We start from the raw sequence: 13,176 nt of genomic DNA on the forward strand, positions 1-13,176 counted from the left end.
AACTACCTACTCATTAAAATGTTTAAAGCTTTTGCGCCCACGCTTGGCAGGCCTGATCGATAAGTTGGTACACGTGTTGGTACACCTCATCGCTTTTTTTATACGGGTCGGGAATATCTTTGCCACCGGGTTGTAACCATTGACCCAGCAGCATGGTTTTGGCATGCGCTTCGGGATAGCGCTTGGCAATATGATTACGCTGTTCGTTTTCCATCACCAAAATCAAATCATAATGCCCAATCAACTCACGCGTGAGCTGCTGCGCTTCATGGGTTGGGCATGCCAAACCATTCTGCTCAGCTACCGCACGTGCGGTGGCATCCATGTCCCAGCCTTTGCCATCCTGTCCGTCGGCAGATCGATGCTTCATAGCGTGCAGCCCAGCTGAAGCAATAGTTTTGCTCGGGAGCAATTGCTTCAATGCGAATTCACCGGTGGGTGAGCGGCAGATGTTGCCGAGGCAGACGACTAGAATTCTATTAAACATGGTGGACTGTTTTGGCCTATTGCTACTTGGGTAGATGAGAGCGCTAGTGGCTACTAGTTACTAGATATTAGCAAAACCGCCTTTTCTAGTAACGAGTAACCAGTAGCTATTGTCGCTCTTTGATTAGTTACGTACGTCGTCTTGGAAGCGGCCTAGGCTGTATAGACCGGTGATTGACGGCAGTAGCTGGCTGATGACGCGGTTCCAACGGGCGACTGGTGCTGCCGTGACGTATACGACGTCACGGGGTTCCATGACGAATTGTTCAGCAAGAACCAGTGCAATCGCGTTTTTGGCATTCAGTTGATACACATCCGCAATACGGCCGGAGTCTGGGTCGGCTTGGCGGATTACGAAGATGCCTGAGGCGTCGGCTGTGGATTCGAACATACCGCCAGCATCTGCTAAGGCTTCGGCTAGAGTCATGCCGCTGCGACCCATCATGTAGCTCTTTGGTTGACGCACTTCACCCAGCACGAATACTTTATTCGCGTCATTGCGTGGAATATGCAGCACATCGTTCTTCTGCAGAATGACGTTCTGGCCGGTGTTACCATTTTGATACAATTCGCTCAGGTTGTACGACACTTCTTGGTCGCCCCGCGTCAGTGTCACATTGGACAAATCCGCTTCAGGGTTCGCGCCACCAGCCATATTTACGGCTTCAATGAGAGTCATCGGCACGTTTGTCACCGGCAGAACACCGGGCTCCATGACTTCACCGGTTACATAAACACGCTGACTACGAAATGCGGCAACGGTCACATCAACTTGCGGGCTTTCGATATACTCAGCCAAGCGTTTGGCAATGGTGTCACGTACTTCAGTGACCTTCTTGCCTTCCACATCGACGCGGCCGATATAGGGATAGAAGATAGTCCCGTCATTGTGTACCCAGTTACCAGCTTCCTGTGCGCTACGCATCGAGCCGGCTGGAATGGTTAACTCAGGGTGATTCCATACCGTGATATTGAGGATATCACCACGCCCAATACGATAGTCATAGCCGTTTCGCGCAGCTTCTAACGCACTGTTGGTTTTGGGTGACGGCTGCATGGCATTCAGCTCGGCAATCAGCATCGGCGATATTGAGTAAGTGTTTACTAACTTACTCAGCTCTGCCTCGCTAAACTCTTGGTTTTGCTGCGTTCGCGAGTCTTCGCCAAACAAAGCACCGCTGCTCTGGTCAGGAATATGCCCGCCGGGGGCCATGCTACACGCGCTGAGTGTTAACGCTACAGTGGACAATAAGAGAGATGTCTTGATGTTCATGGTCGTTCCTTTTCTGAGCCGCTACTAGCTATTGGTTACTAGTTACTCGCGACGCTTTTTTCTAGTTCGGATTGTATTTTTATGCTTTGTTGTTTTGCTAATAACTAATAACTAGTAGTCAGTAGCCGTCCTCACCGTGGTGAGGTCATGTCATAGAGCTGTGTTTTGCGGCGCAGGAGCTGGCCGCCGTCACGAGTAATCGGCTGCCAACCTATGCTGCCGAACTCACGCGTATTGGTTAAGAAGAATAGGTCAAAGGGTATGCGTAAATATACGCCTTTATTGAAACTACCCTCGCCGAAATCTTCAGCCGATACGTTGGTAAATGCGGCATAAGCACCGGCTATAATGCCTGACTCGAAGCGGTGCGAGAAATCGATGTTCACGCCATCATCACCGGCCAAGAAGCGACCGGCTTTGAGTTGCAGCATCGAGTCTTTCAAATAGGGCAACTGCCAATAAAGTGTCGCGTGGCCTGTAACCACATCGTAGTCATCAAAACCGAGTGACGAGAACGGGTCACGCTGTTTCACATAGTTCACGTCAAAGCCCAGTGCCCAAGTGCTATCCAGTGGTCGATACAGCAATTCACCGCCGACACCACCGAACATCCGCTCAAGGTAGCCGCCGTAAGCGCTGGCATACCAATCACGCGCCATTTGCTCGGTATAGGTAACCTGCAAGTCATTTAGCCACACATCATTGTTGATTGAGTATTCACGAGCACGAGTTCTGACGCGTGGCAATGGTGAGCCGAGGTCATCGAGTAAGAAGTTGAATTTGTCGTAGTTATTGACGATGTCGACGTTCATGGTGCCGTCAATCACCCAGTTATTATTAAACCGATAATTTGCATTTCCGGCTATCGACACTTGGTAGATAAAGAAGGTCTCTGCACCACCGAATGACTGCGACAACGCCGGCAACACCGACCAATTCAACCCATGACGTAGATCGCCTTGATAAAGCAGGTTGTCCTGCTCACGATCTGGACGTACTTCCCCTACTGTAATGGCATCGAGCTCATCAGTATAAAAACGTTCTTCGCGCCAGGCGGTCCGGAAATAATCAGCATTCACGTTGACCTGCTCAATACGGAAGTCATTGCGAATTTCACTAATTTCAAAACGTTGCACGCTGTTAGGCAAATGAGTCGCCATAATACGAGCGGCGCGATCAGCGGCTTGTTCAGTGTCACGGAAGCGCTCTTGCTCCGCGACCACGGTTACAATGGCATCATTCGGTTGATAGATTTTCTGCACGCGATAACCGGCTTCGTTGAGCAACTCTGCACTCATACGCTCAAATTCAACTTGGCTGATTTGCTGGGGCTGGTTGTAGCTTGGTGGACGTTTTGGCGTTTCGAACTTACCCTGCGTGGTCGTCGCTAAGTTGTAGCTGAACTCCATGCCAAAGCTGAAGGTATTGCCACGCTCGTAAGCAGCTCGCAGCGTAACGTATTCGTTATAGCGATACTCGGCACCGATATTCCATGGCGAGTCTTGCACGAACTCGAAATCTTCGTAGCCTGGGGTGCGCAAGCCATCGGTTTCCCGGCTGTAATCATTGGAATCGTATTCTAATTTAATGCTGAGTGGGTCATATGGGGTTTGCCAGAGCACCCCACCGAATAATGCGGCAGGACCACGGAACCATTGATCCACTTCGAACTGACCACCTGTACCCGAAGCGCCGCGCTCACGTTCACAAAAACTATCGCGGATTTCGCATAACAGGTTGGGGAAATTATCGCTCGTTCCCAAATTACCGGTCGCAACACCGAGTGAAAAGTCAAAATGCCCATAGTCACGCGTATAAAGCGCTTTGTTGGCAACTAGGAATTCACTGGATGATTGCCCCGTACCACCTACGTCCCGAAGTCCGAGAGATAAGTTGGGCATATATTGGCCTTCTTGCAGCAGCCGAATTTTAAAATCGAAACCTTTATCTTTTAGGGTTTGGTCACCACTAAATTCTGGATCGAGGCTGTACAAACGATACCGCACATCGGTATACCGCGCCGTCGCTTCCAACCAATCAAACAACTGCAAGTTCACACTTAGCCGACGGAACTCACTGGTATCACTGTAAGCCAACGCGAACTGGCCTTCGGGGTTCATCCGTGCCGTTGGGGTTTGCAGTAAACCGACCCCACCAAAATCCGATTGGGTATAGGTGTTAAATCCCTCTACTTCCACTTGCTCGTCGGCAGCGGCGGCAGCATTTGTGCCTAAGCCCAATAGCAAGATTGCAGCAATTTGTCGTGAAAGCCTTGTCATTTGACAGGTTTTGTTTATTTTTTGACCTTTAATATTCAAATGACTATCTTTTTGAGCTTTTTGACTCAATTCAAATGTCATTTGACACTTACTGTTCGCTTCTTGAGCATTTGTTGTCAATTGACATTCTTTTTGCGTATTTTGTCCGCTTATACGTGTCGTTTGACAGGATTTTTGAAGGTGCTTCATTATTGCGCACCTCCGTCAGCAACCGCATCAGCAGCCCAATCCCAGTGCTGTAGGAATAACGCCAACTGATAGTTCATATCGCGAAAGCCTGGCGGTAACTGCGTATCGGGAATACTTTGCAGGCGTAAGGTCGCGTGACCAGGCAACGGTAGCAGCATCGGATCTAGTGCGGTGTGCGCTTGGATACTGCCATTAGGCTGTACATCGTAAATACCAGGTACAGAGAATGCTGCGGCGCTGCTTTCACTCAAACCCACCATGCGATGAGCATCAGGACGTTGCGGAATGCTCACGGTATATTCGCCAGAAGCACCGGCATCGGCTGGATTCAAATAGGGGTTATCGGCAAAATCGATCAACATTTGGGGTGGCTGCACGCCATGCTGATAGGTGGCGCGTAATGGCCACGACTGGAAGGCTTCGACAAGTTCTTGGGTGGCGGCAGCCAATTCAGTCTGCCCTTCACCGTTGTAGTATTCGCGCAACAAGCGTAGGCGCACCAGCATGCCTTGCTTACGCGCCTCGAATTTTTGCTGCAAACTGTCATTGTGAATACGCAGCAGCGGCCAGTAGTGCTCAACACTCAAACGTGGCGCCACAATCGCATTCTCCAACAATAAAGATAAGCGATTCCCCATTGGTGCAGAAAAAGCAAACGCCGGTGCTTCATACCGCACTTGTGCAGCCATATCTGGGGCTTTTACGATGTCGTACTCTAAGTAACCAAGCTGCGGACTAAACCACTGACGGCTCTGACTCACTCTGCCATCGCTTAGCGTAAAGCTATTTTCAAACGGATAGGCATTGCCAAGTGCACCGGTTGCAGTACCTTTCTCCGTCACGGTATCACCTTGCACAGAAAAGGTGCTGGCCACCTCATAACTCACAATTCCATCGCCGCGCTGATAGTTTGAATTCACAACCTTCGATGGCCGAACGTCGACACTGCGCTGCCATTCCCGCGGACACGTTTGCGGCGAGGCTTGTTGCATACATCGTAAGGGGTCTGCCTCAAGGTTCGTTACTGTGATGAGGTCACTCGGTGTGACATCACCCGAGGCAATCACACGACCATGGGCAAATACCAGTGCTTGCGGTCCCACATACCAGATATCACCGTACCGGCTCCGTGGCCCCAGAACCATCACTGCTGTTGAATTCTCACCAGCGGTTACATACGCAGTCGACATTGGGTATTGCTGCAGTACTTCTCTAACCGGCAATTCCGGCTCATCTGCAAATAGGTAATCGACAATACCGTCGATTCCGGCTGGCGTGGAGTTCGCTGAGATATCTTGCTCTTGTTCTTGCTTGGCGGGCGCAGCCGAAGAGGTGTCTTCCGCTAAGCTGCTACAAGCCGAGAGCCCACTCAGTGCTAAAAAGGACAGGACAAAGCTGACGATATAGTTATTTTTATTAGTAGATTTCATCACTGGACACGATACTCAATTGTGAAGTTCTGCAAGTCTTTGTATTTATTACTGTGTATAGGTCATACAATCAATAGTGATAGGTATAACAAATGGCCTATAACAAAAATCTGAGCAGATATCAGGCACGCTACCGCCCCTAGGTTACGGGCCCTACGCTCCCAAATTGCCGTTCAATTGCGAACGATGGATAGTCAGTAACATGGGGATGCAGTCGCATATCTGTAAAGGGACACGAGGAATGGAGCAGCTACACAACTTGAGAAGCGGCAAATTCCTTGTTGCCTTTATTGGCGTCGTTACATCTCGTTGAGGTTACGCTCGACACGTTAGCAAACGGATGTTTAATTTTTATTAAATTGACGGTTGTATTTCACCATAGCGGCCGCATGAACACAACCGTAATTTAACGTCTTTGCTCTTTATTTTCGCGGTTTCAAGCGGCTTTGCAGACACAAAAAAGCCGCTCATTGAGCGGCTTTAAAAAACGAATTGAGGCGAAAACTTAGTTGAGACTTGTAGCAGTCACGTTTTCGTCGTCATCACCACCGGTTGCAGCGACTGCAGCGATGCCCGCTGCTAGCGCGATACCACCAACAACCGCAACCGTTGCCAGCGTACCCGCTGCTAAACCGGCTGCCGCTGCGGCTCCGGCCGCTGCTCCACCTACTGCGCCTGCGCCCGCTGCGCCTGCGCCTGCGCCAGCACCTGCTGCGCCTGCACCAGCTCCTGCGCCTGCACCAGTACCACTAGCACCTGCGCCTGCACCAGCACCACCAGCACCAGCACCACCAGCACCACTAGCACCAGCACCACCAGCTCCACCAGAACTACCAACAGCACCACCTGATTCAGACTGCGGAGCCGCCAAGCTAACTGGCGTTGCAACGAATGCAGCGCTTGAGATTAACAATACGGAAATTGCAATTGCGTTCTTCATTCTTAACTATCCTTTTGTTCGAACTCGAATACGCATAATCATAGCAGCGATTTTTCGCGTTGCATAACATAAATTAGAAAATTGAATGTTTTTTACACAAAACACCCATTTTTATTTTGCCGTTCCCTTTCGGTTATTCGTTTCCACCGGTCGTATCTGTCGTGTCATCACCGGATTTATTCACCGCAACACCAACGCCAACTGCCACCGCAACCGAAGTCACCACCACCGGAGTAGTTAGGGACAAGCCTAACACGGATGGAGGAGGCGGCGGCGGAGGCGGCGATGTAGTAGTCACCTCAGGACCTGGAGGCCCCGGCGGAGCAGGTACCTCGGAAGGTGATGGTGGCGGCGTGCCATCGACAGGTTCGATGTCCCGCATTTGAGTCTCAGTATAGATTTGTTGCGGATTGATACTTGCCCAATTCTTAGCCTGTTGATCAAGACGCTGTTGGAAAACTCCCAAAGAGTTAAAATGGAGTTGCGCCTCACTCAAATTACCCATTGAGATCGCTTCGCGTAAATCGACTATCCTTCGTGCCATCGCTCTTTGAGTCGCAGCTGCCTCTTGTCGAACTCGATTGAAGCCATTGACTCTCATAATATCTTTGCTTCGACGAGCATCCTCGAGTTGAGCCAGTCGCTCAGAATTCATGAACGGCTCCTCTTGATAGTTTTCTACGTACTTCCGAAGAGCATCTAACCGATCTCCGTCTTGCGATGCGTATGCAGGACCAACGGCTGAAGTCAAAAAGGAAAACAACGCGACACTGAGAAGCAAAAAGAGTTTCATAGTAAAATGTCCAACTTTTAAAGATGTATAGAACCTCACACAAATGAAAGGAATTGTCGAGTTTTTTGTATCGAAACGCTTTTATGCAGGCTTATCAAATAAAAATGGTTTCGGTCGGCACGCAACGCACGTCGCCGACCCATTCATTTATTCATTTCCACCGGTCGTATCTGTGGTGTCATCACCGGATTTATTCACGGCAACACCAACGCCAACAGCCACCGCAACCGAAGTCACCACCACCGGAGTAGTTAGGGACACACCTAATACGGATGGAGGAGGCGGCGGAGTCGTCGATGTAGTAGTCACCTCAGGCCCGGGCGGAGTTACCTCGAGAGGTGGTGGTGGACCTGGCTGAGGCGGCGGCTGTTGAGTACCGTCAGTTGGAGTTACTTCACTTTCACCTACATAGAAGTCGCTGGGAGTGGCTCGAATCCAGTCTTGGATCAATTGTGACTTCTTTTGTTCGGCAACTTGAAGTCTCATAAAATAATGCTGTGCTTGCGACAAATCATTGGCACCTAATGCATCGCGTAAGTCCTTCAGTCGCTGCTCTATCGTTCTGTCTAGCGTTCGACCTTGTGATATGTAGTTGTTGTAGGCATGAGCTTGCATTATTTGATCAGCCTGACGCGCTGCCTGCAAAGCTGCCTCTCTGGCAGGAGTGACGAACGGTTCAATGTTGTAATTATTTACCATCGACTGAAAGCGCTGCAATTCAGTTTGTCCCCTGACTATCTCTACTGGAGTTTGAGGTTGTAAGGCATAAACAGGGGAAATGGATGTCACTGCACACAATGCGACGGTCACAAAAGCATTAGCAAGTGGTTTCATAACTAAAGTTTCCGCAAATAAAGATGTACAAAATATTGCTGATTCTCGGTTAATTGTCGAGAAAATTTTGAATTTGCTAAACTAGGCTTTTTCAGCGCTCAGTGCGGCGCAGCTCGTCGTAACTAAAAGTGGCGCGGACTTCATGTTGCAGCCAGTCGAGCAAGACTACGCAGCGGGCGTCCCCATCGAGCATGACAATGCGCGCGAGCAAGCCCGAAAATGGTCCGTCGATGACTTCCATCAGGTCGCCCACTTGCGGCGTATCTGCTTTGTTGAGGTACTCGACTGCTGGGCAGTCGTCGGTGAGTGCTTTGAGCTGCTCTATCAGCTCTGCGGGAATGGTGGCCGGCTTGTCGCCAAAGCGCAGTAAATTCGCTACGCCAAAGGTATTGCGAATTTTGTGGAATTGTTCGTCGTAGTTGCTCAGCGTCACAAACAAATAGCCTGGGAACAGTGGCTCGGTGACTTGTTGGCGTTTACCGCGACGCACCCGCGTCAGTTTGACTTCGGGGAGGAACGGCTGCATGCCTTGGTTATCGAGTTGGGCAAAGGCGCGTTTTTCTTGGCGTGGTTTGGAGCGCACTACATACCAAAGCTCACGCTCGTCAGTGCTGGCGTCAGAGCATCCGTCTGATGATGGCGTCGGTCGAGTCATCAAATTGCTCCTCTCGGTCACCGTCAATCACTTCATGAATGCGCGTCGCGATTTTCTTACCTAGCTCGACACCGGGCTGATCAAAGCTATTGATCTGCCACACCACACCTTGCGTGAATACTTTGTGCTCATAGGCGGCAATCAAGGCACCGAAGCTGCGCGGGTTCAGCTCGTCAACAAAGAGCAGGTTCGACGGATGATTCCCGACATAATGATGCGTCGCCTCACCTTCCTGCATGCCGTCAGTAGCTGGATCAGAACCCGTCCACATTAGGCGGCGATGGGCTAATGCATTGGCGACGGCCAAACGCTGCTGTTCACGCAACGCGTCTTGTACTGCCGGTGCGAAGCCTGGCGCTTTGCGATGCAATACCGCGACAAAGTCTGCGGCAAAAGCGTCAAACCCCTGGTGCAAATGTTGGAAGAAGGCATGTTGACCGTTGGGGCCGAAACCGCCCCAAATAATCGGTCCGGTTGGGTAATCAATCGGCTCGCCTCGGTAATTAGCCTGTTTGCCGTTCGACTCCATATCGAGCTGCTGTAAATAGTTCGGCAAGTAACGCAGACGCCCGTCATAGGGCAGCACTGCCAGATTATTGATGCCGCGCTCTTCGCGGTTGTATAACCCGGTCAGCGCTAACAGTAACGGAATGTTGTTCTCCAGTGGCTCGCTCAAGAAGTGATCATCCATCGCGGCGGCGCCAGCCAGCATGACACTGAACTGATGCGAGCCAATAGTGAGCGCAATGGCAAGACCAACCGACGACCACAGTGAGAATCGACCACCCACCGAGTCGGCAAAGCTGAGTTGTTGTGCCGGTGGAATACCAAAGTCAGCCATAGCTTGGTTATTCGCAGATACGCCAATGACATGTTTTTCCAGCCACTGCTCATGTGTAAGTGCAGGTTCCACCCACTCCATCACGGTATCCACGTTGGCAAAGGTATCGGCGGTGGTGAAACTCTTGGAACAAATGACGAATAAAGTGGTTTCAGGGTCGACAATCGGCAGCACGGCGTGCAACTGACCACCATCCATAGAGCTAACAAAGTGTACTTTGAGGTTGTGCAATGACGAGTCATCGGCAAACTCGCGCAGTGCGAATGAGCCCATCATGGGGCCTAGGTCAGAGCCACCGACACCGATGTTGACGACATCTTTAATGACTTTACCCGTCGCGCCCTGCCAGTTACCACTGCGCAACAGACGCACAATTTCGTTAAAGCGATTGCGGCCGTTGCCCGCCTTCACGACATTGTGGCGCGAACGACTGAGCACGTGCGAGACCGTGCGTTGCTGGGTGAGGTTATGAAACTCACCTTTGATCAATTGGGCACGCAGCTTGTCAAAGTCTGCGGGCAAACGCTTCGCAGCAAATGCCTGCAACTCATCCGGTTTGAGGCCTTGGTAGCTCCAGTCGAGATGAAGCTGGTCTTGCGACGCAATTTTCAGCGCCGCCCCTACGCGGGTTGTCGGTTTGCTTCTACTCATATTTCTCTCGCAACTCCATTGCGTACCATGTAACTGATCAGACTGGCTTATAGCCCGCTGATAGCGGCTAAAGCGACACCCACTTGATACATGATCTGGGTTACTGTCGACCACGTTTCGATACTGCTCACATATTGCGTATCCAGCGGCACAATAATGGTATCGCCAGGTTCAATTTGCGTAGCACGGGCGCTGAACCATGAGCTGCGCTCTGGCACCATCACCGAGCCGTCCGCTTTGACCACATACACGCGCTCTTCATCAGCTTTCTGACGCGTACCACCGGCACGCTCAATATAGTCTTCCAGCGTTATGTTCGCGTCATATTGGTACGAGCTCGCCAGTTGCACCTCACCAATAATCGACACAGTATTTTGAACCGTCGGAATATACAAACGGTCGCCGTCTTTGAGTTGGATGTCCGCTCTATCGGTATTGGCAGCCATGATGCCGTTGAGGTCGATAATTAATCGGCCGACCGCTTCAATATTGGTTAAATCACGCAGTAATTGGTTCATTTCACTGTAAGCAATGGTATTGCCGCTATCAGTGATTGAGTTGGATGCAATTTCTCGTCGCAATTGTTGCGACAACTCTTGCAGTCGCTTGCGCTCAGCCTCACGTAAATCGGTCCGAGTAAAAACTGCACCGCGCGGAAACGCATAATCGGTCAAACCACCTGCACGCTTGATTACATCACCGAGGGTTTCGCCACGACGAATGGCATACGTACCGGGGAAACGCACTTCGCCCTCAAGGCGAACTTGAATAATATTTTGCCATTGTGGAATTGAGAGGACATGCAACCGATCGCGTCCTTGCAGCGGCATGTCGGCCTGTCCCGCTAGCGCTTGCTCGAGGCTAAATTGCAGATAATCGGTTACGGCTTCACCGCGTATGACATCAGTGCGAGTAATTTCCGAGCGTGCTAAATAGGCCGACTCTTTCAAGCCACCCGCGGCAGCGACGGCGTCACTGATACCACCATTCGCGGCTAACGGATAAACTCCAGGGTAGCGCACCTCACCTTCAACAAAAATTAACGCGAGTTCGCCACTGGCCGTAAATTGATTGCGCAACTTATATAAAATCGGCTGCAACAAGTTACGTCGTGAGAACTTGGCATAATAGTCGTCACGGCGCTCTTCTACATTTCGAGTATCAAATAAATTGGTCAACTCAGTCGAGAGTTCTCCCAATGCTTCTTCATTATCATTATTAAAAATAGCGGCAGTTCTGCTCTTATCATCAATCAGATTTTGCAGATACTGACGACGATATTGGCGTAAGACTTTGTCACGTTGCTCGCGTTGAATTTCGCTTTCGGTTTTGAGCCAAGCGCTCAGCTGAGAAGCTTCAGCTTCCGCCGATTCATAGCGACTGAACAGCACAATTTGATCGCGCGGTTGCAGTTCAAGGTTTTCCGCCGCTACACCATTCACTGCCAACCCGACATCGAATTGGCTAATGCTGATATTACGACGATCTGGCGCACTATGAACCACCAAGCCGTAATTCAAATCAGTCACGGGCAGTAATGCGGAATCTACACTGCGTAAGACATCTTTGATGCGCATCCCATTGCGCCACTCATACAGTCCCGGACGCACTGCGGCACCGACAACCATCACGCTATCAACGGTTTCTTCAGCCATCGATTGAATCGTGACAACATCGCCGCCGCGCAACGCGTAATCACCACCACGCTCGGAAATGTTGACGGTTTCTATGGCTCGATTGCCGCGCGCATAACGCTGAACCCGCACACTGTCACGGTAAGCATTGGGAAGCAGCCCACCGGCCATAGCGAGGACATCGTTGAGCGTTTCGTCGGCCTTAATTTCATATAATGCGGGACGTAATACCTCACCCACAATAGACACTAAGTCGCCACGGGTCGGAATAAACACCACATCACCCGGACGCAAGAGCGCGTCGCTCGACGCATCGCCATTAATCAATAAGTCATACAGGTCGAAGTGAACGACGGTTTCGCCATCACGCTTTAACTGAATGTCACGCAGTGACGCGATATCGCTGACCCCGCCACTCACGAACAGAGCTTGACTGAGCGTTGTTAACGAACTCACGGTGTAGGCACCTGGTTTGTAGGCTTCACCGACCACGAAAATTTGCATGCTCCGCAGTTCGCCCATAGAAACGGCAACATCAATACCAATCAGCCGTTCTTTGGCACGACTACGAATCATCGCCTTCACTTCAGAGTAGCTGAGCCCAGCAACCTGCATCGGCCCGAGGTTATCAATGACGAGGCGGCCTTCACGATCCACGACAGCATTGATACTGCGGTTCTCTTTGCCATAAAACTGTACGAAAATCTCATCACCAATACCCAGCTCATAATCAGCCGGAACTGGTGCATTGTTGACGGGCGCGAACGTTGACGGTGCGCCCTTGAATAAGTCGTATCCATAGGGTTGTAGGTCGCGGTCATTGGCGGCCAAACGCTCCGCCAGTTCATCCGGGCTAAGCTCACGTAATGGACGGGTGTCTTCGAGTTGCTGAGTTGATTCTTGGCGTTGACCAACCAGACTATTGTCTGCTTGATTGGATGCGCCGCGATTGCCCGACTGAGCATTCATTAAGGTGTCTAAATCAACGCCGAATTGACGCGCGATGGCTTCTTGTTGGGCACGTGGTAGCTTCTTAATTTGTTCAATTTGCGCTGGCGTGACTTGCGACAAATCACGTGCCTGCGCAGCAGCAGGCTGTCCAGTACTCAATGCGATGATTGCTGCGAATCCTATCGCCAGCAATCCTGCCGTCAGTTTGTTGTTCAACACG

Annotated in this window: 10 protein-coding genes; all 10 read right to left on the minus strand. The window is 50.8% G+C overall.

Annotated features, from left to right (window positions below):
* Positions 1-22: 22 nt before the first annotated feature.
* On the minus strand, positions 23-487 hold the full coding sequence (locus CWE22_RS05570) for a low molecular weight protein-tyrosine-phosphatase (protein WP_169930360.1): 465 nt from the start codon (positions 485-487) through the stop codon (positions 23-25).
* 123 nt (positions 488-610) lie between these two features.
* Positions 611-1,759: a polysaccharide export protein gene (locus CWE22_RS05575; RefSeq protein ID WP_169930361.1), complete on the minus strand. Its 1,149-nt coding sequence runs from the start codon at positions 1,757-1,759 to the stop codon at positions 611-613.
* 131 nt (positions 1,760-1,890) lie between these two features.
* Positions 1,891-4,038, minus strand: a complete 2,148-nt coding sequence (locus tag CWE22_RS05580) for a YjbH domain-containing protein (RefSeq protein WP_169930362.1) — start codon at positions 4,036-4,038, stop codon at positions 1,891-1,893.
* 188 nt (positions 4,039-4,226) lie between these two features.
* Entirely contained in the window at positions 4,227-5,657 is a 1,431-nt protein-coding gene (locus tag CWE22_RS05585) for a YjbF family lipoprotein (protein WP_169930363.1), read from the minus strand.
* A 505-nt stretch (positions 5,658-6,162) separates the two neighbouring features.
* Positions 6,163-6,597: a hypothetical protein gene (locus CWE22_RS05590; protein ID WP_169930364.1), complete on the minus strand. Its 435-nt coding sequence runs from the start codon at positions 6,595-6,597 to the stop codon at positions 6,163-6,165.
* A gap of 133 nt (positions 6,598-6,730) precedes the next feature.
* A complete protein-coding gene (locus CWE22_RS05595; protein ID WP_169929371.1) occupies positions 6,731-7,390 on the minus strand; it encodes a hypothetical protein in 660 nt (219 codons plus the stop codon).
* Positions 7,391-7,537: 147 nt separating this feature from the next.
* A complete protein-coding gene (locus CWE22_RS05600) occupies positions 7,538-8,224 on the minus strand; it encodes a hypothetical protein (protein WP_169930365.1) in 687 nt (228 codons plus the stop codon).
* Between the two features lie 91 nt (positions 8,225-8,315).
* Complete coding sequence (gene rfaH, locus CWE22_RS05605) at positions 8,316-8,879, minus strand: transcription/translation regulatory transformer protein RfaH (protein ID WP_169930366.1); 564 nt, start codon at positions 8,877-8,879, stop codon at positions 8,316-8,318.
* Positions 8,842-10,371 (minus strand): glucose-6-phosphate isomerase, encoded by a 1,530-nt coding sequence (gene pgi, locus CWE22_RS05610; protein ID WP_169930367.1) that lies wholly within the window; start codon positions 10,369-10,371, stop codon positions 8,842-8,844. The genes rfaH and pgi overlap by 38 nt, the downstream gene beginning before the upstream one ends.
* 47 nt (positions 10,372-10,418) lie before the next feature.
* Entirely contained in the window at positions 10,419-13,175 is a 2,757-nt protein-coding gene (locus CWE22_RS05615; RefSeq protein ID WP_244595958.1) for an SLBB domain-containing protein, read from the minus strand.
* Between the last annotated feature and the right edge of the window lies 1 nt (position 13,176).

Origin of the sequence: Pseudidiomarina aestuarii (assembly GCF_003987355.1) — a bacterium.
GTDB classification, from domain to species: domain Bacteria; phylum Pseudomonadota; class Gammaproteobacteria; order Enterobacterales; family Alteromonadaceae; genus Pseudidiomarina; species Pseudidiomarina aestuarii.

Excerpts from the sequence above, each read along its gene's own strand:
- CWE22_RS05570 (WP_169930360.1), bottom strand. The coding sequence starts at position 487 with ATGTTTAATAGAATTCTAGTCGTCTGCCTCGGCAACATCTGCCGCTCA.
- CWE22_RS05575 (WP_169930361.1), bottom strand. The coding sequence starts at position 1,759 with ATGAACATCAAGACATCTCTCTTATTGTCCACTGTAGCGTTAACACTC.
- CWE22_RS05580 (WP_169930362.1), bottom strand. The coding sequence starts at position 4,038 with ATGACAAGGCTTTCACGACAAATTGCTGCAATCTTGCTATTGGGCTTA.
- CWE22_RS05585 (WP_169930363.1), bottom strand. The coding sequence starts at position 5,657 with ATGAAATCTACTAATAAAAATAACTATATCGTCAGCTTTGTCCTGTCC.
- CWE22_RS05590 (WP_169930364.1), bottom strand. The coding sequence starts at position 6,597 with ATGAAGAACGCAATTGCAATTTCCGTATTGTTAATCTCAAGCGCTGCA.
- CWE22_RS05595 (WP_169929371.1), bottom strand. The coding sequence starts at position 7,390 with ATGAAACTCTTTTTGCTTCTCAGTGTCGCGTTGTTTTCCTTTTTGACT.
- CWE22_RS05600 (WP_169930365.1), bottom strand. The coding sequence starts at position 8,224 with ATGAAACCACTTGCTAATGCTTTTGTGACCGTCGCATTGTGTGCAGTG.
- rfaH (WP_169930366.1), bottom strand. The coding sequence starts at position 8,879 with ATGACTCGACCGACGCCATCATCAGACGGATGCTCTGACGCCAGCACT.
- pgi (WP_169930367.1), bottom strand. The coding sequence starts at position 10,371 with ATGAGTAGAAGCAAACCGACAACCCGCGTAGGGGCGGCGCTGAAAATT.